General features: G+C 69.2%; 21 protein-coding genes. 16 read left to right on the top strand and 5 right to left on the bottom strand.

The window, feature by feature from the left end:
• The first annotated feature begins 6 nt into the window (after window positions 1-6).
• Together ACIO3S_RS26905 and ACIO3S_RS26900 are read left to right on the top strand one after the other, a co-directional pair.
• The gene (locus ACIO3S_RS26905; RefSeq protein ID WP_400469189.1) at window positions 7-648 is read left to right on the top strand and encodes a TetR/AcrR family transcriptional regulator; all 642 of its coding nucleotides are present in this window, start codon (window positions 7-9) and stop codon (window positions 646-648) included.
• Complete coding sequence (locus tag ACIO3S_RS26900; protein ID WP_400469186.1) at window positions 645-1,913, top strand: alpha-hydroxy-acid oxidizing protein; 1,269 nt, start codon at window positions 645-647, stop codon at window positions 1,911-1,913. The genes ACIO3S_RS26905 and ACIO3S_RS26900 overlap by 4 nt, the downstream gene beginning before the upstream one ends.
• 53 nt (window positions 1,914-1,966) lie before the next feature.
• Here ACIO3S_RS26900 and ACIO3S_RS26895 read toward each other — a convergent pair whose 3' ends face one another.
• Window positions 1,967-4,171, bottom strand: a complete 2,205-nt coding sequence (locus ACIO3S_RS26895; RefSeq protein ID WP_400469183.1) for a hypothetical protein — start codon at window positions 4,169-4,171, stop codon at window positions 1,967-1,969.
• A 244-nt stretch (window positions 4,172-4,415) separates the two neighbouring features.
• Here ACIO3S_RS26895 and ACIO3S_RS26890 point away from each other — a divergent pair, with 244 nt between their 5' ends.
• From ACIO3S_RS26890 to ACIO3S_RS26870, 5 genes are all read left to right on the top strand, one after another.
• On the top strand, window positions 4,416-5,354 hold the full coding sequence (locus tag ACIO3S_RS26890) for a carbohydrate kinase family protein (RefSeq protein WP_400469180.1): 939 nt from the start codon (window positions 4,416-4,418) through the stop codon (window positions 5,352-5,354).
• Window positions 5,351-6,256 (top strand): pseudouridine-5'-phosphate glycosidase, encoded by a 906-nt coding sequence (locus ACIO3S_RS26885; protein ID WP_400469177.1) that lies wholly within the window; start codon window positions 5,351-5,353, stop codon window positions 6,254-6,256. The genes ACIO3S_RS26890 and ACIO3S_RS26885 overlap by 4 nt, the downstream gene beginning before the upstream one ends.
• 107 nt (window positions 6,257-6,363) lie before the next feature.
• Complete coding sequence (locus tag ACIO3S_RS26880; RefSeq protein ID WP_400469174.1) at window positions 6,364-7,722, top strand: purple acid phosphatase family protein; 1,359 nt, start codon at window positions 6,364-6,366, stop codon at window positions 7,720-7,722.
• A complete protein-coding gene (locus tag ACIO3S_RS26875) occupies window positions 7,722-8,846 on the top strand; it encodes a glycosyltransferase family 2 protein (protein ID WP_400469171.1) in 1,125 nt (374 codons plus the stop codon). Before ACIO3S_RS26880 ends, ACIO3S_RS26875 begins: the two co-directional genes overlap by 1 nt.
• A 186-nt stretch (window positions 8,847-9,032) precedes the next feature.
• Window positions 9,033-9,914: an alpha/beta fold hydrolase gene (locus ACIO3S_RS26870; RefSeq protein ID WP_400469168.1), complete on the top strand. Its 882-nt coding sequence runs from the start codon at window positions 9,033-9,035 to the stop codon at window positions 9,912-9,914.
• Here ACIO3S_RS26870 and ACIO3S_RS26865 read toward each other — a convergent pair.
• On the bottom strand, window positions 9,843-11,165 hold the full coding sequence (locus tag ACIO3S_RS26865) for an MFS transporter (protein WP_400469165.1): 1,323 nt from the start codon (window positions 11,163-11,165) through the stop codon (window positions 9,843-9,845). The two genes, ACIO3S_RS26870 and ACIO3S_RS26865, sit on opposite strands and share 72 nt — an antisense overlap.
• A gap of 152 nt (window positions 11,166-11,317) precedes the next feature.
• Between ACIO3S_RS26865 and ACIO3S_RS26860 the strand changes: the two genes are divergently transcribed.
• The 6 genes from ACIO3S_RS26860 to ACIO3S_RS26835 all read left to right on the top strand — a co-directional run bounded on the left by ACIO3S_RS26860 (window position 11,318) and on the right by ACIO3S_RS26835 (window position 17,865).
• Window positions 11,318-11,692 carry a YciI family protein gene (locus tag ACIO3S_RS26860; protein WP_400469162.1) on the top strand — a complete coding sequence of 125 codons (375 nt, stop codon included), beginning with the start codon at window positions 11,318-11,320 and terminating at the stop codon, window positions 11,690-11,692.
• Window positions 11,693-11,699: 7 nt separating this feature from the next.
• The gene (locus ACIO3S_RS26855) at window positions 11,700-12,938 is read left to right on the top strand and encodes an RNA polymerase sigma factor (RefSeq protein WP_400469159.1); all 1,239 of its coding nucleotides are present in this window, start codon (window positions 11,700-11,702) and stop codon (window positions 12,936-12,938) included.
• A 97-nt stretch (window positions 12,939-13,035) separates the two neighbouring features.
• On the top strand, window positions 13,036-13,398 hold the full coding sequence (locus ACIO3S_RS26850; RefSeq protein WP_400469156.1) for a YciI family protein: 363 nt from the start codon (window positions 13,036-13,038) through the stop codon (window positions 13,396-13,398).
• A gap of 71 nt (window positions 13,399-13,469) precedes the next feature.
• Complete coding sequence (locus ACIO3S_RS26845) at window positions 13,470-15,398, top strand: M3 family metallopeptidase (RefSeq protein WP_400469153.1); 1,929 nt, start codon at window positions 13,470-13,472, stop codon at window positions 15,396-15,398.
• Between the two features lie 201 nt (window positions 15,399-15,599).
• On the top strand, window positions 15,600-16,865 hold the full coding sequence (locus ACIO3S_RS26840) for a mechanosensitive ion channel (RefSeq protein WP_400469150.1): 1,266 nt from the start codon (window positions 15,600-15,602) through the stop codon (window positions 16,863-16,865).
• 154 nt (window positions 16,866-17,019) lie between these two features.
• Window positions 17,020-17,865 carry a PadR family transcriptional regulator gene (locus tag ACIO3S_RS26835; protein WP_400469147.1) on the top strand — a complete coding sequence of 282 codons (846 nt, stop codon included), beginning with the start codon at window positions 17,020-17,022 and terminating at the stop codon, window positions 17,863-17,865.
• Window positions 17,866-17,930: 65 nt separating this feature from the next.
• Here ACIO3S_RS26835 and ACIO3S_RS26830 read toward each other — a convergent pair whose 3' ends face one another.
• Window positions 17,931-19,163 (bottom strand): low temperature requirement protein A, encoded by a 1,233-nt coding sequence (locus ACIO3S_RS26830; protein WP_400469144.1) that lies wholly within the window; start codon window positions 19,161-19,163, stop codon window positions 17,931-17,933.
• A 38-nt stretch (window positions 19,164-19,201) separates the two neighbouring features.
• Between ACIO3S_RS26830 and ACIO3S_RS26825 the strand changes: the two genes are divergently transcribed.
• A complete protein-coding gene (locus ACIO3S_RS26825) occupies window positions 19,202-19,873 on the top strand; it encodes an SIMPL domain-containing protein (protein WP_400469141.1) in 672 nt (223 codons plus the stop codon).
• Between the two features lie 3 nt (window positions 19,874-19,876).
• Here the strand turns inward: ACIO3S_RS26825 and ACIO3S_RS26820 are convergent, their stop codons facing one another.
• Window positions 19,877-21,040: an ROK family protein gene (locus ACIO3S_RS26820; protein WP_400469138.1), complete on the bottom strand. Its 1,164-nt coding sequence runs from the start codon at window positions 21,038-21,040 to the stop codon at window positions 19,877-19,879.
• Between the two features lie 105 nt (window positions 21,041-21,145).
• Between ACIO3S_RS26820 and edd the strand changes: the two genes are divergently transcribed.
• Both edd and eda read left to right on the top strand, forming a co-directional pair.
• Complete coding sequence (gene edd, locus ACIO3S_RS26815; protein WP_400469135.1) at window positions 21,146-23,029, top strand: phosphogluconate dehydratase; 1,884 nt, start codon at window positions 21,146-21,148, stop codon at window positions 23,027-23,029.
• Window positions 23,022-23,651, top strand: coding sequence for a bifunctional 4-hydroxy-2-oxoglutarate aldolase/2-dehydro-3-deoxy-phosphogluconate aldolase (gene eda / locus ACIO3S_RS26810; RefSeq protein WP_400469132.1), 630 nt, complete (start codon window positions 23,022-23,024; stop codon window positions 23,649-23,651). The genes edd and eda overlap by 8 nt, the downstream gene beginning before the upstream one ends.
• A gap of 66 nt (window positions 23,652-23,717) precedes the next feature.
• Here the strand turns inward: eda and ACIO3S_RS26805 are convergent, their stop codons facing one another.
• The gene (locus ACIO3S_RS26805) at window positions 23,718-25,031 is read right to left on the bottom strand and encodes an exo-beta-N-acetylmuramidase NamZ domain-containing protein (RefSeq protein ID WP_400469129.1); all 1,314 of its coding nucleotides are present in this window, start codon (window positions 25,029-25,031) and stop codon (window positions 23,718-23,720) included.
• Window positions 25,032-25,138 lie beyond the last annotated feature (107 nt).

Here is a 25,138-nt window from a genome sequence, read left to right as displayed (position 1 = left end):
TTGGTCATGTCACGGGCCAACGCTGGAACCAAGGGCGTCCCGCGCGCCGACCGCGAGCTGCAGATCCTGCGAGCCGCCTGCCAGGCCTTCGGCACCGTCGGGTTCGCCAAGGCGTCGGTCGCGGCGATCGCCGCCGACGCCGGCATCTCGAAACCGCTGGTCTACCAGTACTTCGGCTCCAAGGAGGGCCTCTTCCTGGCCAGCTTCAACTACGGCGCCGAGACGCTCGCCGCCGAGATGGAGCGGGTCGCCGCCGACGACTCGGTCGGCGTCGAGCGTGGTCTGCGCACCCTCGACGGGCTCTTCCGGACGCTCGAGCCGCAGCCGTGGCTGTGGCGGCTCCTCTTCGACCCGACGGCGCCCGACGACGGCGAGGTGGCTGCCGCCCGCGCCGTCTACACCGGCCGGATCACCCGTCTCGCCGTCGAGGGCGTCGGTGAGCTGATGAGGCTCGTCGGTGACGACGATCCTCTCGACGCCTCGGCGCTGACCGCGGTCTGGATGAGTGCGGTCGATGCGCTGATCACCTGGTGGCTCGACCATCCTGAGGTCACGCCCACTCAGATGACGGAGCGGTGCCATCGGCTGATCATCGCGATCTCCGGCGCCGCGCTGCCCGCAGCGGAACCCAGTAGCCTACGCGCGTGAGCATCGGCAGAGACCTCCAGTCCGCGATCTTCCGCAAGGGCCTGTTCGGCCACCGCCCCGTGGTGCCGACCGAGCCCTCGGTGCTCGCCGAGGCTGCCCAGCGGGCGATGAGCAAGGAGGCCTGGGCGTATGTCGACGGCGGAGCCGGCCAGCAGCGCACCGTCGCCGCCAACACCGCCGCCTTCGACCACTTCCGGCTGGTGCCACGGATGCTCACCAACGTCGAGAGCCGCGACCTGCGCACCACGCTGTTCGGTGTGGACATGCCGGCGCCGCTGATGCTCGGCCCGGTCGGCGTGCTGGAGCTCGCCCATCCTCGCGCCGAGCACGAGGTCGCCGCGGCGGCCCGCGCGACGGGCGTCCCGATGGTGATCTCCACCCAGGCCTCCGTCCCGATGGAGGAGGTCGCCCAGGACCTGGGTGACACGCCACGGCTCTACCAGCTCTACTGGTCGAAGGACGAGACGATCGTCGAGTCCTTCGTACGCCGCGCCGAGGCCATCGGCTCCGACGCGCTGGTCGTCACCCTCGACACCCACATGCTCGGGTGGCGCACGCGTGATCTCGACCTGGGCTATCTGCCCTTCGCCCGGGGGCTGGGCATCGCTCAGTACACCTCCGACCCGGCCTTCCGTGCCCTCGTCGAGGCCCGGCTCGCGGACGGGAGCGGGACGAGCGTGCGACCTGGGCTCAGGGAGATCCCCTCGGCCCTCACCGCGGTCGCCTCGATGGCCCAGCACCATCCCGGCAAGCTCGTCGACAACCTCCGCTCCGGTCATGCCCGAGCCGCGGTCGAGACCTTCCTCGACGTCTTCTCCCGCTCCGACCTGATCTGGGACGACCTCGACCGGCTCCGGGAGATGACCGACCTGCCGATCGTGCTGAAGGGGCTCCAGGCGCCCGAGGACGCCCGCCGCGCCCTCGAGCACGGCGTCGACGGGATCATCGTCTCCAACCACGGCGGCCGCCAGGTCGACGGCGCCATCGCCTCCATCGACGCCCTGCCGAGCATCGTCGACGAGGTCGACGGCCGGATCCCGGTCCTCTTCGACTCCGGCATCCGCTCCGGCGCCGACATCCTCAAGGCGCTCGCCCTGGGAGCCGACGCGGTCCTCCTCGGCCGCCCCTACGTCTACGGCCTGGCCCTTGCCGGCGCCGCCGGTGTCCAGGCCGTCATCGAGCACATGATCGCCGAGCTCGACCTCTCCCTCGGCCTCGTCGGCTGCCGCTCGGTCGACGAGATCGGCCGCGAGCTCCTCGGCTGAGTTCGAGTGAGGCTGGGAGCGCGCCGGGACGCGCCCCCAGCCTCACCGGCGGATCAGATCGTCTTCGCGTACGACGTGATCGTCTTGGACGTGTACCCCGTCCCGGATCCGATCACGGTCACGGTGACCTGCTTGCCGTTCCAGGCCTTGCGGAGGAACAGCGAACCCGACGTGCCTCGCTTCACGACCGTTCCGTTGATCTTCCAGACGTACGTCACCGACGAGGGCGACGGCGACCAGGTCCCGCGCACAGCGGTCACGGTGTGGCCGTACTCGACGGTGCCCTTGAGGTAGGGGCGCGGGGCGGTGAACGTGCCTGCGACCACCGCAGCCGTCTTCGCGCTGGTCATGGTCTTCGTCGTGTAGCCCGACCTGGCCCCCACGACGCTCACCGTGATCTGCTTCCCCTTGGCCGACGCCGGGATGACCAGCTGGTTCGAGGAGCTCGACTTGATCGTGGTGGAGCCCGCCTTCCAGACGTACGTCACCGTGCTCGGTGTCGGTGACCACGTGCCCCGCGCTGCGGTGAGGGTCTTGCCGACCTTGGCGGTGCCGCTGATCGTCGGCGTCGGTGCGACGAACGTCCCGATCACCTTGACGCTCTTCGTCGTGGACCACTTCGGTGCACCCGGGAACGCCTGATAGGTGTAGGTGAGCGTGTGCGAACCGACGGAGAGCTTCTTCGCCGGGAGCGTCACCGATTCCGTGCGGGCGTCGAACGTCGCACTGCCGAGGACGGTCGATCCCTCGCTGATGGTGACCGCGCCGTAGGGCGTGATCGCGTCGGTGCTGAGCGCGATGCTGGAGGCGTAGCTGCTTCCGTAGCTGTACGACAACGCTCCGCTCACGGTGATCGCGGGCGGGGTCGCCACGGCGTTGTCGCTGCTCGCGACATCGAAGATGTAGGTCGACGTCTGGCTCCAGTTGCCGGCCCTGTCGACCGCGCACGCGACGACACGTCCCTCGATGAAGACGGCACGGGAGTCGGGCGTGAAGGGGAAGCCGGTCGTGCCGGTGGCGGGTGCCGACGACCCGGTGCCGCAGTACGCGCTCGTGCCACCTGAGAACCGGTAGGTCTCCACGTCCGCGCCGCCCCCGCTGATCCAGAAGTAGCCGGGGATCCCGGCGCCGCCTCTGGGCTCGCCCGCGACGTAGACCGCTTGGCCACCGACGACCGGCGTGATGGTCGGGGGCTCCGGATCGGTGCGATCGACCCCGAAGGTGCAGTGAACCGGCTCGCCCGCCTTGCCGTAGCCGTCCCGCGAGGTGATCCAGAGGTCGTAGAGGGCGCCGTCCGTGAGCAGGTCGGGCGGGATCGTGACGGCGATGCGGGCATCGGCGTACTTTTCGGTGGCCGTGAGTTCGAAGATCGGCGTTGCGTCAGGTGACTGGTCGGCCGGGAAGACCTCGAACGTCGCGGTCACCTTCGCGCCTCCGCCGTGGAACGGGGTGTCAGGATCTGCGACGTACGCGCTCGCGTAGATGTCGCTGTTCAGCCACTGCGGCGTCGACGTGCACGGCTCAGTGCCCGGGTAGGACGTGCCGACCTGAAGACTCGTCGCGTCGTGGGGTGCCCGGTTGAACACGATCTGCAAGCCAGCGGTCTTGACCCGGTTCCAGCCACAGGACATGCAGGTCTCGTCGGCAGCCTTGAGGCCGACAGCCAATGAGCCGTCTCCGGAGGCAGCCTGCTTGGCGAGGTCGGTGGCGTCGAACGAGAAGTACCCGTTCCATGTGCGCGCACCTTCGCACCCGCTCGGCGCGTAGGTCTCCACGGTCGCCGGCTCCTGGGACCAGTCGGCGCCCGCGTAGAGCTCCAGCGCACCTTGCCGGCAGTCGACCTCGTCGACCCAGGCCAGGTCGGCGCTCATCTGGAACCGCGCCGACACGATGTCATCGGGCGACAGCTCGGCCAGTACGTTCTGGTTGTCGAAGGTCCAGATCATGCGCTGACTGGACGGTGACTCGTCGCAGGCCTCGATGATCACCTCACCGTAGCTCTCCTCGGGGTCGACCTCGGCCGGGTCGCAGAACCCGACCCAGGTCCGGTCGTCGATCGGGTCGAACGCCGACGAGCCGGAGAGCGAGTTCTGGACGGTGCCGCCGGTGGCGTACACCAGTTCCGGGACGATCGGCATCGGATCGTCGGTGGCCGTTGCGGCAACGGACGGAGTCGGAGCGAGCGCGACGGTCGCGATCAACGTGCTGGCCAAGGTCGATGCGGAGATCAGCGCGATCGTGCGCCGACGTGGAGACATGTGTGCTGCCTTCGAGACGGGTCAGCGCTGCGAAGGCGCTGCCGAGGTGGGAGATTGCCGGGCGACCTGAGCACATACCCCATGAGGCGTATTCGCGCCGGACCGGCGGAATCTAGCATCAGCGGCGCGGAGCTGTCCGGCGGACGGTGACGACAGCGGGTGAGAGCAGGGACACGCCTGGGCCGCGGCAAGTTCATACTTTATGAGGGGGCGCGATCTGTGCACCCCACTTACGATTCAAGTGATGAACCCGCAATCTCCGCCAGACATCGTCGTGATCGGCGGCTCCAACATGGATCTCCACGCTCGGGCGCACGAGCAGGTGGTGATGGGTTCGAGCATGTCCGGATCCGCCGGCCTCTCGCCTGGTGGGGTGGGTCGCAACGTCGCGGAGAACCTCGCCCGGCTGGGTGACTCCGTCGCGCTGGTCTCGGTCGTCGGCGACGACCCGATCGGCGACGAGGTGATCAGCTACACCGAGGACGTCGGCGTCGACTGCACCTACGTCCGCCGCCGGGCAGACGTACGCACCGGCACCTACAACGCCGTGCTCGACTCCTCCGGTGAGCTGGTGGTCGCGGTGGCCGACATGGCCGCGACCGACGAGTTCTCCCCGCTGGTCGTGGAGGCGGCCCGCGACCTGATCAAGAACGCTCGCGGTGTGCTCGTCGAGGGCAACATCCCGGTCCGCACTGCTGACGTGGCGATCGACCTGGCCCGTGAGTTCGACGTGCCCGTCGTGTTCGACCCGGTGTCGGTGCCGAAGGCGAGGCGGGCGCGCGAGCTGATCCGGGCCGACCGCGAGCTCTATCTGGTCACGCCCAACCAGGCCGAGCTGGCCGCTCTGACCGACCTGCCCGCCGGCACCGACGCGGAGATCGAGAAGGCCGTCCACTCGCTGCACGACCGCGGTGTCGGCGTCGTCTGGGTGCGCCTCGGCGCCCGCGGTTCGGTGATCAGCTACGGCGACATCTATCAGGAGCTTCCCGCCGTGCCGGCCGACGTCGTCGACGTCACCGGCGCGGGCGACGCGATGCTCGCCGCGTTCACCCACGAGCTCCTCCGAGACGTCGACCTGGTCGCGGCGGCCCGGTTCGGGCACGCCGCGGCAGCGCTGACCTGCGGCACCCACGACACCGTCCGGATGGACCTCAGCGAGAGCCTCGTCCGGGAGCTGGTGTGAAGGTCCGGCTCACCGAAGAGGTCGGGGTCGCGCTCGCCGAGGGCCGCCCGGTCGTCGCGCTGGAGTCGACGATCATCAGCCACGGCATGCCCTATCCCGACAACGTCAAGATGGCCACCGAGGTCGAGCAGATCGTGCGCGACAACGGCGCCGTCCCGGCCACGATCGCGCTGCTCGACGGCATCCCTCGTGCCGGCCTGTCGCCCGACGACCTCGAGCTCCTCGCCTCCGACCCGGACGTCACCAAGGTCAGCGTCCGCGACCTTCCCTACGTCGTCGCCCGCGGTCTCCACGGCGCGACCACGGTCGCGGCCACCATGCGCCTGGCGGCCATGGTCGGGATCAGGACGTTCGTGACCGGTGGGCTCGGAGGCGTGCACCGGGGCGCGGCGACGTCCTTCGACATCTCCGCCGACCTGACCGAGCTCGCCCGCACCCAGGTCGCGGTGGTGAGCGCCGGCGTGAAGTCGATCCTCGACATCGGGCTGACCCTGGAGACTCTGGAGACCTACGGCGTGCCGGTCCTGGTCAACGGGAGCGACGAGTTCCCGGCCTTCTACTCCCGCAGCTCCGGGTTCGCGGCGCCGCTGCGCATCGACGGACCCGACGAGGCTGCCGCGGTCATGAAGGCCACCTGGGAGCTCGGCCTGCCCAGCGGTCTGGTCGTCGCCAACCCGGTCCCGGCCGCCGACGAGATCCCCGCCGAGGTGATCGGGCAACACATCGACCACGCTCTCGCCGACGCCGAGGCCCGCGGCATCCGAGGCAAGGAGATCACCCCGTTCCTGCTCGCCAGGATCGTCGAGCTCACCGGCGGCGACTCGCTGGCGACCAACATCGCGCTGGTGCGCGACAACGCAGCCTTCGGTGCGCAAATGGCCGCATCGTACGTCGCCGCATGACGAACGATCACCACTCGTTCACCCCGGCGACACCGCACGTGGCCTAACGTCTCGCCTACCTATGCGTTGATCCTCCCGTGACCGATAGCCCCCACATTGGCCCGACGATGACGGCCCCTTCCAGGCGCACCGTCATCAAGGCCGGCCTGATCGGTGGTGCCGGTGTCGTCGCCGGCCCGATGCTGTGGACGCAGGCGGCCAGGTCGGCCGCACCGGCCACCGGCGTACATCTGTCGTACGGTGCCAACCCGGTCAAGCAGATGAACGTCTCCTGGTCGACCGCCGGGTCGGTGCAGGCGCCGCGCCTCGACCTGGGCGTGACGCCCGACTACGGACTCACCCTCCGACCCGAGTCGCTCTCCTCGATCCGGGTCGACAGCGTCTACCACCACGTCGACCTCAGCGACCTGCGACCGGGCAGGCGCTACTACTACCGGCTCAGTCACGACGGGGGCACCGCGACCAGGGGCTCGTTCACCACCGCCCCGAAGACGACGGGGTCCTTCCGCTTCGCGGCCTTCGGCGACATGGGCGTCGCCGAGGACGCCGCGCGCAACGTGAACCTGATCCGTCAGCAGCGCGCCGAGTTCGCGTTCGTCGTCGGTGACATCGCCTACGCGGACACGGGCGGCCAGGGCAAGAGCGGAGAGCTGCAGCAGGACTTCGGTGTCTGGGACGAGTTCCTGACCCAGATCCAGTCCAGCGCCAACGCGATCCCGTGGATGACCGTCGTCGGCAACCACGAGATGGAGAACGGCAACGGCGAGCTCGGCTACGACGGCCACCGCGCTCGCTTCCGTCACCCCGGCAACGGCGCCGGCGGCGGACAGGAGACCTACTCCTTCGTCCGCGGCAACGTCGCCTTCATCGCGCTCGACGGCAACGACGCGACGTACGAGTACACGCGGAACGCGGGCTACCTCGGCGAGACGCTGGACAGCTGGCTCGAGGAGCGGCTGACCACGTTCCGGGCCCGCAACGACATCGACTTCATCCTGGTCGGCTTCCACCAGTGCGCCTACTGTACCAACATCGCGCATGCCTCGGACGGCGGCATCCGCGACCGCTGGGAGGCGCTCTTCGACCGCTACCAGGTCGACGTCGTGATCAACGGCCACAACCACTGCTACGAGCGCACCCACCTGATGCGCGACGGCAAGCCGGTCCAGGAGGCGCCGCGCGGCTCCACGGTCAGCAGCAACGAGGGGACCATCTACATCACCGCCGGCGGCGGTGGCGGCTCGACCTATCCCGATGTTCTCCCGGTGCTCTCCTACTACACGGACAAGAACGGCCTGAAGATCCCCGAGCCCACGACCTACCGCGCCGTCGGCGACGCGACCCACTCGGTCGCATTCTTCGATGCCCACCCGCGCGACGCCCACGGGACGGCGAGACTGGACCTCGAAGTGATCGCCACCGACGGCTCCGAGGTCGACACGCTCACCATCGCTAGGACGCGCTGATGCGCACCCAATTAGAGTTGATGCGCGTGGGGGGAATCAGAAGGAGGAAGCCGAGGTTGCTCAGCGTCGTCGTGCCTGTCTACAACGTGGCCGACTACGTCGCCGACAGCCTCGACAGCATCCTTCATCAGCCGTTGCGTGAGGTCTGTGCCATCGAGGTGATCGTCGTCGACGACGGCTCCACCGACGGGTCGGCCGAGATCGTCAAGGGCATCGCCGCGAACGACTCTCGGGTCACGCTGATCTCCCAGTCCAACTCCGGTGTCTCGATCGCGCGTCACACCGGGATCGAGGCCGCCACCGGTGACCTGCTCACCTTCGTCGATCCCGACGACATCCTGCCCCGCGACGCCTGGAGCTCGATGGTGAAGACGCTGCGGCGTACGGGCTCCGACTTCGTCGTCGGCTCTGCCGAGCGCGTCACCCTCGTGAACGGCGAGGAGCGGAGGTACGTCACCCCGCTGATGCGCCGCAACCACACCCGGACACGCCTCAGGTGCCGGATCGAGGACGCTCCGCTGATGCTCGCGGACGTGTTCGTGTGGAACAAGGTCTTCAGGCGCTCCTTCTGGACCGACAACGAGATCACCTTCCCGGAGCGCACCCGCTATCAGGACCAGGTGGCCCTGACCCAGGCATTCCTGGCCGCCAGGAGCTTCGACATCCTCAGCGAGGTCGTCTACGACTGGCGGGTCCGCTCCGACTTCTCCTCCGCGACCCAGAAGCGCGCCCAGATCGCCAACCTGCTCGAGCGGATCACCACCAAGCGCCAGACCGTCGAGCTGGTGGCCGGCTCGGGGTCGGCGAAGCTGATGCGCACACTGCGCACCGAGATCCTCCCGATCGACATGTGGGAGCACTTCCGTGCGGCCGTCAACCCCACCACCGAGGACCCCGACCGCTACTGGTCGCTGCTGCGCGGCGCCGTCCTCGAGTTCTGGTACGACGCCGGCGTCCCCTTCGAGGAGACCACCGTGCCGCGTGGCCAGCGCCTGATGGCCTGGCTGGTCTCGCAGGACCGCCGCGAGGACCTCGCCGCCCTCATCGAGACAATCGACGAGCGTGGCCCGGCCAGGGGCATCGAGGCGTTCGCCGCCGCGGAGGACCTGCCCGTCGGGCTCTGAGCGCTCGGGACCCCGGCGGCCCCCACCGGAAGCCCTGGGGCGTATAACACGGCCCTAGTGGCTCAGGGACCTAAGACCTGCGATATACCCAGATGCGTAGGCAATTGAGCGATTCCCGTTGCACGCCTGTTCCCCGGGGGGCAGGGTGTGGGGACCCCTACGTCATTGCTTCGAGGAGCCCCCTGAATGCCCAGCGTCGAGCTGTCGGCCGGTCCGATCGATTTCGAGGATACCGGCGGTGATGGCCCCGTCCTCGTACTCCTCCATGGAGTGCCGATGGACGGCCGTCTGTGGCGCCGTGCGCTGCCCTACCTCGGTGGCTTCCGGGTGATCCGGCCGACGCTGCCGCTGGGTGGTCACCGACAGCCGATGCGGCCCGACGCGGACCTCAGCCAGCAGGGTGTGGCGAACATCCTCGGTGACTTCCTCGACGCGCTCGACCTCCACGACGTCACCCTGGTTCTCAACGACTGGGGCGGTGGCCAGTTCCTCATCAACGCCGACCGCACCGACCGCATCGCGCGGCTGGCGCTGGTGGCGTGCGAAGCCTTCGACAACTACCCGCCCAAGGCGGCCAAGCCGCTGGCGGTGCTCTCGAAGATGCCGCCGCTGTTCACCGCCGCGCTGCAGCTGTTCCGCATGGAGAGCTTCCGGCAGATGAGCTCCGGCTACGGCGGGATGTCCGTCGACAAGAGCTACCACCTCTACGACGACCTCGTTCACGGCTGGTTCGCGCCGGCGCTGACCGACCGGGCGATCCGGCGCGACTTCATCAAGTTCGCCGGCGGCGCTCCTGGTCGTGACAAGCTGCTCGAGCTGGCCGAGGCGCAGCAGAAGTTCACCAAGCCCGTGCTCGTCGTCTGGGCCGATCAGGACACGATGATGCCCGCCGAGCACGGTCCGCGCCTGGCCGCTCACTATCCCGACGCGCGGCTGGAGATCGTCAAGGACTCCTCCACGCTGGTGCCGATCGACCAGCCCGAGCTGCTCGCCGGGCTACTTCGAGAGTTCGCGCTCGGTGGTCGCGGCCCGGTTGACCCGGTACGCGAGGAAGCTCGGGACGAGTAGCGCACACAGCGCGATCCCGAGCAGGTTGAGCAGGCCACCTCCGGTGGTCGCGATCGCGGTGCCGACCACGGCCGCCGCGCCGCCGTGCAGGACGTCGGCCACCCGCGGGCCACCCGCGACGACGACCGTGAAGACCCCCTGCAGCCGGCCGCGTACGTTGTCGTCGGCCGCCGACTGCAGGATCGACATCCGGATGGCCGCGGAGGCCACGTCGGCGGCGCCGGCCACCATCATGAAGAACACGGCGAGCCCCAGCATCAGCATCGTGGTGCGCTTGTCCACGGCGAGATCCGCGAACCCGACGGTGAGCCCGAAGAGGGTGATCCCGAGGGCCCACACGCCGATGCAGTAGATGACGACGCGGCCCTGGGCCTCGATCCGCGAGACCCAGCCGGAGAAGATCCCACCGATCACCGCGCCGGCCGGGATGGCCGCGAAGAGCAGCGCGAACGCGATCCCGCCCTCCGAGGGACCGCCGAAGGACTCGTGGGCGATCTGCGGGAACAGCGCCCGCGGCATCGCGAAGACCATCGCGATCAGGTCGACGACGAAGCTCATCATCAGCACCGGCTGATGCCGCAGGTAGGCGAACCCGTCCCACACCGAACGCAGCCCCGGAACCTTCGAGCCGGCGCCCTCGACCGGGATCCTCGGCAGCAGCACGACCGCGTAGAGGGTCGCGAAGAGGGTGACGGTGTCGATGGCGTAGAGCCAGGTGAACCCGGTGAACGGCAACATCACGCCGGCGACCAGCGGTCCCGCGATCGCGCCGGCCTGGAAGACCGTCATGCTGAGCGAGTTGGCGGCCGGGAGCAGGTGCGCGGGCAGGATCTTGGGCAGCAGCGAGTTCCGGGTCGGCTGGTTGACCGCGAAGAAGGCCTGCTGGACCGAGAAGAGGCACAACAGCAGCCAGACGTTGGTGTTGCCGGCTGCTGCCTGGAGCCAGAAGAGCGCGCTGGTGCCGATCAGCCCCGTGGTCGAGACCATCAGGATCGTACGCCGGTCGAAGTGGTCCGCGAGCGCGCCGCCGTAGAGGCCGAAGACGATCAGCGGGACCAGTCCGAAGACACCCGTCAGGCCGACGTACGCCGACGAGCCGGTGTCCGCGTAGATCTGGGCCGGCACCGCGACGACGGTCAGCTGGGCGCCGATCATGGTGATGATCCCGGCGATCCACAGGCGTCGGAAGTGCGGCTCCTGGAGGGGGCGGGTGTCCGCGACGGCCCCCTTGAGCTTGGCGCTGATGCTCATCGCTGTGTGGTCTTCGACATGGTTACCGATGCTAAAGGAATGAATTTACCTGGAGAAATTCCGATGAGAGGTGTCGGATCGGGGTGTAGACGTTCGTAGCAAGGGTGAGAGGCGGTCACCGAGGCCGTCCGACACACGAAGGAGTGAGCACCATGGCCAAGTACCTGATGTCTGTCTGGGGTCCCGACTCGGACTACGAGAAGGAGAACTACGGCTACGCCTCGGAGGAAGAGATGATGAAGTCGTTCGAGGCGACCGGGAAGTTCAACGACAAGCTCCAGGAGCAGGGCTACTTCGTCTTCGCCGACGGCCTCGATGCCGCCAAGACCGCGACCGTCGTCGACGGTCAGGGCGAGAAGCCGGTCATCACCGACGGCCCCTACGCAGAGGCCAAGGAGTACATGGCGGGCTTCTGGATCATCGATGTCCCCGACCTCGATGTCGCTCTCAAGCTTGCCGCCGAGGCCTCCGCGGCCTGCCTCGGCAAGGTCGAGGTGCGCCCGATGCAGACCGGCCCCGAGGCGTGAACCGCTGTTGACGGATATCGACGAGGCGATCACCCGGGCCCACCAGGGGGAATGGGCCCGGGTGGTCGCCAGCCTCGCCAAGCGCTTCGGCGACCTCGACATCGCCGAGGAGGCCGCGGCCGAGGCGTTCACGGTCGCAGTCGAGCGCTGGCCGCTCGATGGCGTACCCCCCAACCCGGGCGCCTGGCTCACCACCACCGCCAACCGCCGCGCGATCGACCGGATCCGCCGCGAGTCCAAGCGTGACGACAAGCAGAAGGAGGCCGTCGCGATGCACGATGACACCCCGCACGAGCCTCTCGGCGCCATCGAGGACGACCGGCTCCGGCTGCTGTTCACCTGCTGCCACCCCGCGCTCGCGCCCGAGGCGCGGATCGCGCTGACGCTGCGTATGGTCGGCGGCCTGACCGTGCCCGAGATCGCGAACGCCTTCCTGGTCCAGGAGACCACGATGGGCCAGCGGATCACCCGCGCGAAGACCAAGATCAAGGCCGCCCACATCCCCTACCGGGTCCCCGAGGCGGCCGACCTCCCCGAGCGCGTCTCGGGCGTCCTGGCCGTCCTCTTCCTGGTCTTCAACGAGGGCTACCTCTCCTCCGGCGACCACGAGAATCCCGTACGCGGCGACCTGACGCTCGAGGCCATCCGGCTGACCCGGCTGGTCCGTGCCCTGCTCCCCGACGACGGCGAGGTCGCCGGCCTGCTGGCCCTGATGCTGCTGATCGAGGCGCGGCGTACGGCACGGATCTCGGCGACCGGCGAGCTGGTCCGGCTCGACGAGCAGGACCGCGGCTCGTGGGATCTCGCGCTGATCGCCGAGGGCCATGCGCTGGTGCGCGAGCGGCTCGAGGTCGTCGCCAACGGCGGCCCGCGGCCCGGGCGCTACCAGATCCTGGCCGCCATCAACGCCGTCCACACCTCGGTGCGCGACGCCCGCGACACCGACTGGTCCCAGATCGTCGCGCTCTACGACCAGATGATCCGGGTCGACGCCTCGCCGATCGTCCGCCTCAACCGGGCGATCGCCGTCGCCGAGCTGGACGGCCCCGAGGTCGCGCTGGCCGAGATCGACCGGCTCGGCCTGGACGGCTACCACGCCTTCCATGCCACCCGAGCCGATCTGCTGCGCCGCCTCGGCCGCAGCGGCGAGTCCCGTGCGGCGTACGACAAGGCCATCGAGCTCGCCGAGAACGCCGCCGAGGTCGCGCTGCTGACCAGGCGCAGGGACCAGCTCGGACGAAGTTGAAGATATTTCGCCCGACCCTGTCGGATCGGCACAGCTGCGTTCGTAGAAGGAGTGAGTGGCGGTCGCCGGACCGCCCGGAGACGAGGAGACTGAGCGAATGCCTGAGTACATGATCGCGTTCAACGACGAGTGGGTTGCCGAGCACACGACGGAGCAGCTGCGCCAGAAGAGCATCGCCTCGAAGGCCGTGCTCGACGAGATGAAGGCCGCCGGGGTCTTCATCTACGCCAACGGCGGGATCGACGCCTCGACGGCTCTCTTCAGCGTCGAGGCTGACAACGGAGAGGCCGTCTTCACCGACGGTCCCTACGTCGAGACCAAGGAGCACATCGGCGGCTTCACCGTCATCGACGTGGCCGATGACGAGGCCGCCCGCTACTGGGCAGGCCGGGTGGCGGTCTGCCTCGACTGGCCGCAGGAGGTCCACCGCTTCCCGAACGAGTATTCCTGGGAAGACTGAGCCTCGGACCTGATCCAACGCTTCGCTGGATCTCGGCGGCGAAGCGTTTCAGGTCGTGGCAGGCTTGCCGCATGACGCCAGAGCCGCTTGCCCTGCCCGAGACCGACGCCGCGGAGAGCTGGGTCAAGGAGCGTACGTCCGCGACGCTGACCCACGTGCGGGAGCTGGCCGAGAAGCTGCGGACCGCGCCGCCGAGCGAGGCGACCGAGGTGCTGAAAGCCTGGGACGAGCTGTCCCTGGAGCTCGGTTCGCTCGGTGGCCTGGCCGGCCTGCTCGCCAACGTCCACCCCGTCGAGGCGGTCCGCACGGCGTGCGAGGACACCGAGGTCGAGGTCGACAGGCTGCGCACCGAGCTCACCCAGGACCAGGCGCTCTACCGCGTCTTCGCGGACCTCCCGGCCAAGCAGACCGACGCCCTCGACCCGCTGGCCAAGCGGCTCCTGGAGAAGACGCTGCAGGACTTCACCCGCGCGGGCGTCGACCGCGACGACGCCACCCGGGCCCGGCTCACCGAGATCAACGAACGCCTCACCGAGCTCAACCTCGAGTTCTCCCGGGTGACCCGGGACGACGTACGCATCACCCTGGCCACGCCCGAGCAGCTGGACGGGATGCCGGCCGACTGGCTGGAGGCGCACCCGGTCAACGACAAGGGGCTCGTGGAGATCACGACCGACTATCCCGACGCGCTTCCTGCTCGGATGTTCGTGAAGGATCCCGCGATCCGTCGCGCGGTCACGGTGGCCTCGCTCGAGCGCGGCTGGCCGCACAACGAAGCGGTCCTGAAGGAGATGTTCGCGCTGCGTCACGAGCTGGCCAACCTGGTCGGCTACGAGGACTGGCCGGCCTTCGACGCCGCGGTGAAGATGATCGGCGAGGGACCCGCAATCCCCGAGTTCATCGACAAGATCGCCGGCGCCGCCGAGGGGCGGATGAAGCGCGACCTCGAGGTGCTCCTCGACCGCTACGACCGCGACGTCACCGGCGCCAGCGCGGTCTCGGCCGCCGACGCGCTCTACTACGAGGAGCTGGTGCGGCAGGAGAAGTACGACGTCGACAGCCAGGTGGTGCGTACGTACTTCGACTTCGCGAAGGTGCACCAGGGGCTGCTGGACGTCACCGGCCGGCTCTTCGGGTTGCGTTACGAGCCGGTCTCCGACGTCGTCACCTGGCACGAGGACGTGAGCGTCTTCGACGTCTATCAGCAGGACGGCGACGAGCCCCTCGGCCGGATCTATCTCGACCTCCACCCTCGCGAGGGCAAGTACAAGCACGCCGCGCAGTTCGACCTCGCCCCCGGCGTGCAGGGCCGGCAGCTCCCCGAGGGCGTGCTGGTCTGCAACTTCTCCCGCGGCCTGATGGAGCACGACCACGTGGTGACCCTCTTCCACGAGTTCGGCCACCTGATCCACCACGTGCTCGGCGGGCAGGGCGAGTGGGCGCGCTTCTCCGGGGTCGCGACGGAGTGGGACTTCGTCGAGGCGCCGAGCCAGATGCTCGAGGAGTGGGCCTGGGACGCCGACGTACTCCAGACCTTCGCCACCAACGCGGCCGGCGAGCCGATCCCGGCCGACCTGGTCGCGCGGATGCGGGCCGCGGACGACTTCGGCAAGGGCTACCACGCCCGGCAGCAGATGTTCTATGCCGCGATCTCCTACTGGTTCCACAAGGAGCAGCCCGACGACCTGACCAAGCGGCTCGAGGAGCTCCAGGCGGCGTACTCGCCCTATCCCTATCTCGAGGGCACCCACTTCTTCGCCAACTTCGGCCACCTGGGCGGCTACTCCTCGGCCTACTACACCTACATGTGGTCGCTGGTCATCGCGAAGGACCTGTTCAGCGCCTTCGACCGGGACAACCTGTTCGACCCCGAGGTGGCAGGCCGCTACCGCGACCTGGTGCTCGCCCGCGGCGGCGAGAAGGACGCCGCCGACCTGGTCGCCGACTTCCTCGGCCGGCCCTACTCCTTCGATGCGTATGCGGCCTGGTTGGTCTCTTAGGACGCGTTTCACCCTGTTCGATACATAGGGCGCCACATTGTAAATCCTTTGCTTATTTGCGTCCGCTGGAGCGCCAAACTTGCGTCTGGGTCGCATCTGGACGAACGTCGGGAGTAAGCAGAGGTGCCTGTTGCGTGCATCACTCGGGCTGCTCGTCGATCTCAGGCACCTTCTCAACAAACCCTATTGAGGGGAGAGACAATGGATGCCATTAAGGACATCGACTGGGTGAGTCTCGGCAGCAAGGTGCTCGCCGCGATCGTCATCCTGGTGGTCACGTGGATCATCGCGAAGATCGTCGCTTGGGCCTTCGCGAAGCTGACCTCGAAGATCCCGGTGCTCCAGAAAGCCGGAAGTGATGGCGACAGCATCGGCAAGAGCCTCGGTTCCGTGGCCGCCCTGCTGGTGTGGCTCTTCGGTCTGATCGCGCTGCTGGACCTGTTCGAGCTCAGCTCTGTGCTGACGCCGATCCAGGGCCTGCTCGACGGTGTGATGGGCTTCCTGCCCAACCTCATCGGCGCGGTCTTCGTCTTCATCGTCGGCGCGCTCGTCGCCAAGGTCGTCCGCCAGCTCGTCGAGACCGCCCTCGGCGCGGTCCCGTTCGACAAGTGGATCGGCAGCGGCAGCAAGCTCTCCGGCCAGGTCGACCAGACGGTCGGCGTGGACACCACCGCCGACCCGTACGACGCACCGGCCGCGCCCCCGGGCACCGCCGCCCAGATCGTCAAGGTCATCGGTCTCGTTCTCTACGCGATCATCATGATCGTCGTCGCCATCGCCGCTCTGCAGATTCTCGGGATCAGCTCGATCTCCGAGCCTGCCGAGGGCATGCTCAACATGATCCTGGCCGCGATCCCGAAGCTCATCGCCGCCGCGATCCTGCTCGGCATCGGCGTGCTCATCGCCCGCTTCGCCGCTGACATCCTGGGCCAGATCATCGACGGGCTCGGCTTCGACAACGCGTTGCGCTCGATGGACGTGCTGCCCGCCGGGCAGAGCGCGACACCGGCGATCACCAAGGTGATCCAGATCGGCATCGTGCTCTTCTTCGCCGTGATGGCGGCGCAGATGCTGGAGTTCCCGCAGATCACCGCGTTCATCGCCGAGGTGCTCGAGCTCGGCGGCAAGGTCATCTTCGGTGGCGCGATCATCGCCGCCGGTGTCGTGATCGCGGGTGTCATCGCGAAGCTCGTGCCCGGGTCGGCCTCGCAGATCCTGAAGTACGCCACGATCGTGCTCTTCGTCGCGATCGGGCTGAAGTTCATGGGTCTCGCCGACTCGATCATCAACCTCGGCTTCGGTGCCGTGGTCGTCGGTGGTGCCGCTGCCGCTGCGCTCGCCTTCGGTCTCGGCGGTCGCGAGGCTGCCGCCCGGCAGCTGGAGCGGCTCCAGGCCGAGAGCGGCGCGCGTTCGGCTGCTGCGCCGACCGCTCCGAACCCGACGCCGCCGCAGACGCCCGGCGTCTGATCGCACTCACGACCCTCAGGGTCAACGTCAGGGAGCCCCCGGATATCCGGGGGCTCCTTCGCTTTTGACTTGAATCGCTCTGATCACCGGCGTACGATCACGATATATCGCGAAGGAACGCGATCTAGTCTTCTGAAAGTTTGAGGGAAACCTGATGACGTACAACAACAGCAACCCTTGGGGTGAGTGGATCGACCAGATGGGTCGAGAGTTCGGCAAGGGCGGCCCGCGCCGCTCCCATGGCTGGCAGGGCGGTCCCGGTTGGGGCGGACCTGGCGGTCCCGGTTGGCAGGGTGGCCATCACGGTCGCGGTCGTGGACCGGCTGGTCCGCCGCCGTGGATCGCGGCGCTGCTCGGCTTCGAGAACCAGCCCCCGCAGCGGCCCGGTCCCCGGGTCCGTCGTGGTGACGTACGCTCCGCGATCATCTACGTGATGGCTGAGGCGGCCGAGCAGGGCCAGGTGATCAACGGTTACCAGGTGATCCAGCAGATCTCCGAGCGCAGCTCGGGTGAGTGGCGGCCGAGCCCCGGCTCCGTCTACCCGACCATCCAGCAGCTCGAGGACGAGGGTCTCGTGGAGTCCGACGACGAGCACGGCCGCCGGGCGATCCGGCTGACCGAGGCCGGCAAGACCTACGCCACCGAGCACGCCGACGAGCTCGCAGGCGTCTGGACGCCGTTCGACAAGGCCGTCGACAACGCCCGCGGCCAGGGTCGCGGCGGCCGGGGTGGTCCCGGTGGTCTGGGCGACCTGGCCGGCTTCGGAGTCCTCGGCGGCGAGCTCGCCCAGGTCCTCCCGGCCGTGTGGCAGCTCGCCACCTCCGGCACCGACGCTCAGCGCCAGGCCGCCGCCGACGTTCTCGCCGACACCCGGCGCAAGCTCTACGGCATCCTGGCGGCCGGCGACGACGAGCACACCGTTACCGCCGAGCAGGTCGACGAGATCGACGAGGTCGAGGAGTCCGAGGACGGCGAGCCCGGCCCCGACCCGAAGCCCTGATGTCCCCCAACGACAGGTGCCCCACGCTCTCGAGCGTGGGGCACCTGCTGATGTGAGGGGTGGGGTCAGAGGGCGTCGAGGTGAATGGCCAGGTGGCGGTGGCCGACGGCCTCGTAGCCGACGATGGTGACGACCGGCGCGAGAGCCACGACGACGAGGCACCAGGCCACCGGCACGCCCGCGATCGCCATGGCGACGCTCGCGACGAGCACCGCCATGGTGAGGGCGACCAGGAGGATGTGGAACGGGTCGATGACGTGCATGAACAGGTTGTAGAGAAGGTAGAGGACCAAGGCGTACACCCCGACGGGGAGGGCGACGGAGATGACCGTGCCGACCTCGCCGAGCTTGGAGTGGTGCTCGAGCAGGTAGGCGGCGACGTGCAGGCCGGCTCCGGTGGCCGCGATCGCGGCGAAGAGCAGGATGTGGCCGTAGCCCCACAGGAACGAGCGGTCGCGGCGCCGCTCGAGCATCGTGGCCCAGGGGATCGTGAAATAGGTCCACCACTGGCCGAAGGTCAGGCCGATACCGGCGGCGAGCAGCAGGATCGCGTCGAGGCTCCACCCCAGCTCGGGCTCGTGGACGATCGCGGACATCACCGCGACGGTGCCGATCACGCCCTCGCCGAGGGTGATGATCGTCAGCAGGCCGTAGCGCTCGGCGATGTGGTCGGCGTGCCAGGGAGTGCCACCGAAGTGACGCTCGGCGATGAACGGCCCGACCAGCTCGATCACCAGAGGCACCATCATCGCGGCGAACGCGGTCGCCACGTCGAGCGGCAGGATGGCGATGACGCACCAGAGCACCTGCGAGCCGAGGACGGAGACGAGGTAGACCCGATGCGCCGCGCGCCTGCCCGGGTCCTGGCGCCAGGCCCGCAGCCACTGGCCGCAGAGCGCGACCCGCATCACGACGTACCCGGCGATCATGATCTCGTTGTGGAGCCGCTCGCCCTCGTGGACGCTCTCGAACATCTCCGGCAGTCCGAGGGCCATGATGATCACGCCGACCATCTGCACCATCGTGAGCAGCCGGAACGCCCAGTCGTCGGTGTCGTAGGCCGAGGCCATCCAGGAGTAGTTGATCCACGCCCAGCAGATCGCGAACGACGCGAAGCAGAACGCCACGATCCCTGCCACGATGTGGCCCTCCGCGAGCTGATGGGCGAGCTCGTTGCCGCTCATGCCGAAGGCCACGACGAAGGTGAGGTCGAAGAGCAGCTCCAAGGGAGTCGCGGCCCGATGCTCCTCGTGCGGGTCGCGTCCGGTCATCTGGCGCAGGCGGCTCGTTGCAGTCACGCTGGTGAGGATAGGTCCTGAGGCGTACGTTTCGTCGCATGAGCGAAATCCTGATCAAGGTGCGCGGGTCGCACACTGTGGAGGTGGCGGCGGAGCGAGGGGTGGTGTCCGCCGAGATCCGGTTCGATGGTCCCGCGCCGGAGCCGGTGATGGAGCAGCTGCGGCGTGCGCTGCACGGCGTGCGTACGGAGCTCGAGCGGCTCGAGCAGGAGGGGGCGATCAAGAGGCTCGTCATCCAGCGGGCGCGCATCTCGGCCGAGCGGCCCTGGCACAAGGACGGCAAGCAGCTGCCGCTGGTGCACCGCGCCGCGGTCGGTCTCTGGGCGGAGTTCATCGATTTCAAGGCGCTGGCGACCTGGGTCGGCCGCACCGCGGGCAACGAGGGTCTCCGGGTCGACCACGTCTCGTGGCAGCTGACCAAGGAGACCCGGCTGAAGGTCGAGCGAGACGTACGCCAGGAGGCGGTGCGCCAGGCCAAGGTGCGCGCGCAGGACTACGCCGATGCGCTCGACCTCGGCCCGGTCGCGGTCCGGAGCATCAACGACGTCGGCGTCAACCACCAGGTCGCGTACGCGGCTGACATGGCCATGCCGGTAGCGACTGAGATGGCCCGGGGCAAGGCGTCGACCGCCCCCGACCTGGCCTTCGACCCCGACGACATCTCGGTCTACGCCGAGGTCGAGGCCGCCTTCACCGTCGCAGCGAGGTAAGGGTCATCTGGCGACGGCGTCGAGGTGGGCGTCGAGGCGCTCGGGGGAGAGCAGGTGGTTGATGACCACCGCGGCACAACCGACCATGCCGGTGGAGTCGGCGTGGGTGGAGGGGACGAAGGTCAGGTCGCGGGTGGCCAGGGCGGTCGAGCGCGAGTAGACGGTCTCGCGTACGCCTGCGGTGTAGAGGTCGAAGGCGCCGGCCATGTCGCCGCCGATGACGACGACCTCGGGGTTGAGCAGGTTGATCGCGATCGCCAGCACCTCGCCGAGCTGGCGACCGGCCTCGCGCAGCAGGCCGCGGGCGATGGCGTCGCCGGCGAGCGCGGCGGCGACCAGGTCGCGGATGTGTCCGGCAGAGACGCCGGAGTCGACCAGGCCCTGGGTCAGTGCCCAGCCGGCCGCGACCGTCTCCAGGCACCCGGTGGCCCCGCAGCGGCAGGGGCGCTCGCCGGCGGACTCGACCCGGGTGTGACCGATCTCGCCGACGGCACCGGCGTGGCCGCGCAGCACCCGGCCGTCGGCGATGACCGCCAGCCCGAGACCGGTCGACGCCTTCACGACGAGCGCGTCCCGCGGGTGCAGCCCGCTGCCGAAGAGCTCGGCCGTGGCCAGCGCGTCGGTGTCGTTGACGAGCACCAGCGGTCCGTCGGTGAGCCGGTCGAAGTAGGGGTCGAGGGCGACGCCGTCCCAACCCCGCATCACCGGTGAGTCGACCGAGACCAGGCGGACGGGGTCGACGACGCCGGGCAGGCTCATCCCGACGCCGAGCACCGGCGGCTCGATGCCCTCCAGGAGCCGTTCGAGCCGGTCGGTCACGTCGGGCATGAGGTCGTCGGCGGCGATCCCGACCTCGTGGTCACGGGTGTCACCGGCGAGCTCGCGGCCGTCGAGGTCGAAGACGGCGAGCTGGCTGCGTGAGCGCCCGATCGCCACCGCCAGCACCACCCCGGCGTCCGCGTTGAAGGTCAGCGAGCCCGGCGGCCGGCCACCGGTCGAGGCGAGCTCCTCCCCGGTGAGGATCAGTCCGGCGTCGACGAGCGCCGAGACCCGGGAGACCACGGCCGTACGCGACAGACCGGTCGTCTTCTGCAGATCGCTGCGGGTCAGGGCGCGTCCGGAGCGCACCAGAGCGAGGACGTCGGCGGCGGTTGTCATCTCGGGCATGGGAGCAGAGTACCCTGCTTATGTCTTCCGAGTACCAAAGATTTACTTGTATCGATCCAAAGATCGTGTCAAAGTGTGCCAAAGCACACTTCCTTTGGAGGACCCGTGACTGCCGTTTCCCCCACCGTCGCCGACGTCACCGCTCGCCTCATCGAGCGTTCCGCCGCCACGCGGGCCGACTACCTGGACCGCGTCGCGGCCGCCCGCGTCGCCGGGCCCGCTCGCGGCCGGCTCGCGTGCAGCAACCTGGCCCACGGTTTCGCGGCGTCCACCGCCCCGACGAAGGCCGACCTCAAGGTCATCAACCCCGGCGCGAAGCCCAACGTCGCGATCGTGACCTCCTACAACGACATGCTCTCCGCGCATGCGCCGTACGAGACCTACCCGCCGCTGCTCAAGGCCGCGGTCATGCGGGCCGGCGGGCTGGCGCAGGTCGCCGGCGGCGTACCCGCGATGTGCGACGGCATCACCCAGGGCCGCGATGGCATGCAGGTCTCCCTCTTCTCCCGCGACGTGATCGCGATGTCGGCCGGGATCGCCCTCTCGCACGACATGTTCGACGCTGCGCTGATGCTCGGCGTGTGCGACAAGATCGTGCCCGGTCTCCTGATCGGGGCTCTCTCGTTCGGCCACCTGCCGACCGTCTTCGTGCCGGCCGGCCCGATGTCCTCGGGGCTCCCCAACAAGGAGAAGGCCCGCGTCCGCCAGCGGTACGCAGCAGGCGAGGCGACCCGCGAGGAGCTGCTCGAAGCCGAGGCCGCCAGCTACCACTCCCGCGGCACCTGCACCTTCTACGGCACCGCCAACTCCAACCAGCTGCTCATGGAGGTGCTCGGTCTGCACCTGCCGGGCTCCTCGTTCGCCTCGCCGGACACCCTGCTGCGGGCCGCGCTCAACCGTGCCGCGGCGGCGCGCGCCACCGAGCTCGCTCTCGAGGGCGGCCCGGGCGTGGGCGAGATGATCGACGAGAAGTCGATCATCAACGCCTGCGTCGCGCTGCTGGCCTCGGGCGGCTCGACCAACCACACCATGCACCTGGTCGCCATCGCCCGCGCCGCCGGGATCCAGCTGACCTGGGACGACATCTCGGACCTCTCACCGGTCGTCCCGCTGCTCAGCCGGATGTACCCCAACGGTTCCGCCGACGTGAACCACTTCCACGCCGCCGGCGGCGTCGGTTTCCTGATCCGCACCCTGCTCGAGGCCGGCCTGCTCCACGAGGACGTCACGACGATCCTGGGGCCTGGCCTGTCGGCCTACACCCAGGAGTCGCGGCTCACCCGCGACGGTGAGATCGAGTACGTCGAGGGTGCCCCCGTCTCCGGCGACCTCGACGTGCTGCGCCCGGCCGACGACCCGTTCTCACCCGACGGTGGCCTGCGGGTGCTTCGCGGCGAGCTCGGCACGGCGGTCATCAAGACCTCGGCGGTCGCGCCCGAGCACCAGGTGGTCTCCGCTCCCGCGCTCGTCTTCGACGACCAGGCCGACTTCCTCACCGCCTTCTCCGAGAAGCGCCTCGACGGTCGTGACTTCGTCGCGGTGCTGCGCTACCAGGGCCCCGCGGCCAACGGGATGCCCGAGCTGCACAAGCTCACCCCGGCGCTCGGGGTCATGCAGGATCGCGGCCAGCACGTCGCCATCGTCACCGACGGCCGGATGTCCGGTGCGTCGGGCAAGGTGCCCGCAGCCATCCACCTCACCCCCGAGGCCGCGCTCGGTGGGCCGCTCGCCCGCGTCCAGGACGGCGACCTGATCACCGTCGACGCCGTCGCCGGCACCCTGAGCATCGAGGTCGACGCCGACGAGTTCGCGCGCCGTCCCACCACCGGTCGGGCACCGCTCGACGCCGAGTGGCGCGGCACCGGCCGAGAGCTCTTCTCCGCCTTCCGTGCCACCGTTGGCTCCGCCGACACCGGCGCCTCCGTCTTCCCCTTTGCTTCCATTGAGCAGAGCGCCGCTACGTCCCAGGAGACCCCTGTCCATGTCTGATCTCACCTCCGCCGACCTGCTCGACCTCTCCCCGGTGATCCCGGTCGTCGTCGTCGACGCGATCGACCAGGCGGTGCCCGTGGCCCGCGCCCTCGCCGAGGGCGGCGTGCCCGTGGTCGAGCTGACCCTGCGTACGCCGGTGGCGCTCGACGCGATCCGGGCCATCGCCGAGGAGGTGCCGGAGGTCCTGATCGGCGCCGGCACCGTGACCACTCCTGTGCTCGCGAAGGAGGCCGCCGCGGCCGGGGCCCAGTTCCTGGTCTCGCCGGGTGCCACCCCGACGCTGCTCGGTGCGATGCGCGACACCGGCCTCCCGTTCCTGCCCGGCACCGCCACCGTCTCCGAGGCCCTCGCGGTGCTCGAGACCGGCCACACCGCGATGAAGTTCTTCCCGGCGGAGGCGTCCGGTGGCGTGAAGTTCCTGGGCTCGCTGCCGTCGGTGCTGCCGGACGTACGCTTCTGCCCCACCGGCGGCATCTCGCTCGCCACCGCTCCCAGCTATCTCGCTCTGGCCAACGTCGGCTGCGTCGGCGGTTCCTGGCTCACCCCCGGTGACGCGCTCGCCTCCGGCGACTGGGACCGCGTGACCGCGCTCGCTGCCGCCACCGCCGCCCTCCGCTGAGATCGCGTCGAGTCGGCGCGTTCGAACGCGCCGACTCGACGCGATTTTCGGTCAGAACGCGCCGGGTCAGCGGTAGAGGAGGTACTGGCGGCGGGTCGCGTCGAAGTCGGCCAGCTCGTCTCGCCAGGCCGCCTCGACCTCGTCGCCGCTGGCGCCGGCGTCGATCTGCGTACGCAGCCTCGTCGATCCGGTGAGCTTGTCGATCCAGAACGGCCGGGCGGTGTCCCAGGAGTCCTGGCGCCAGGCGAACTGGGGGTAGAGGGCCTTGGCGGTGACCAGCATCTCGACGCCGGTGCGGACGGGATCGAAGCGGTCGCGGTCCTGGATCGTGACCTGCACTCCGCCGCAGACCTGGCCGGCGAACTTGTTGACCGAAGGGTTGAAGTACGCCTCCCGGAACGTCACGCCCGGCAGGTTCGCCTCCTCCAGCGCAGCGGCCCAGCGGTGGTCGACGAACGGCGCCCCGATCAGCTCGAACGGCTTGGTGGTGCCGCGCCCCTCGGAGAGGTTGGTGCCCTCGAACATGCAGGTGCCGGGGTAGGCCAGCGCGGTGTCAGGGGTCGGCATGTTGGGGCTCGGCAGGACGAAGTCGAGCCCGGTGTCGGCGTACAACGTCCTTCTCCGCCATCCGGAGACCTGGACGACGTCGAGCTGCGCCAGCCGCCCGCCGGCGTGCTCCTCGAGGAACTCCCCGTCGAAGAACCGGGCCAGCTCCCCGACCGACATCCCGTGCTGCTGGACGATCTCGCGGGCGCCGACGCCCGAGGTGTACGCCGCGGTCATCATCGGTCCGCGGGCGGTTCCGCCCACGGGGTTGGGGCGGTCGAGGACCACGAAGCGCTTCTCGGTCGCGACGGCCGCCTGCATCGCCGTCCACATCGTCCAGATGTAGGTGTAGAACCGGGAGCCGACGTCCTGGATGTCGAAGACGACGGTCTCGACGTCGGCGGTCGTGAACAGCTCGGTCATCTTCGCCACGTTGGCGCCGTAGGCGTCATAGACGGTCAGTCCGGTGCGCTCGTCGACGAAGGTGCCCTCCGAGCCGCCCGCCTGAGCGGTGCCGCGGAAGCCGTGCTCCGGTCCGAAGACACCGGCGATCTGGACCGCGCCGGACTCGTGCATCTCGTCGACGATGTTGCGCAGGTTGCGGAGCACGCCGGTGGGGTTGGTGATGATGCCGACCCGATCGCCCGACAGCACCGACCAGCCGTCGCCGGCGGCTCGCTCGGCGCCGGTCCTGACCGCCTCGCCACCGCCCAGCGGTGAGACCTGCTCGGTCGAGGCTCCCGCCGAACCGGTGAGAAGCGGCGCCGCCACGGCGCCGGCCGCGGCAGCGCCGAGCAGACGGCGGCGGTCGATCCTGGGGACTTCAGTGCTCATGGGGCGCTCCTGTACCGAGGGGGAGGATCACCTTGCAGGCTAGCCCTGAAGGCGGTGCCCGGCAGGTGATTCGACCGTTCGTCCCGGCAGATCGACCGTTCGTCGTC

It is taken from the genome of Nocardioides sp. NPDC087217 (genome assembly GCF_044744805.1).
Lineage (GTDB): Bacteria > Actinomycetota > Actinomycetes > Propionibacteriales > Nocardioidaceae > Nocardioides.
Note: the sequence above shows the minus strand (reverse complement) of the source record. Positions and strands in the feature narration are given on the sequence as shown.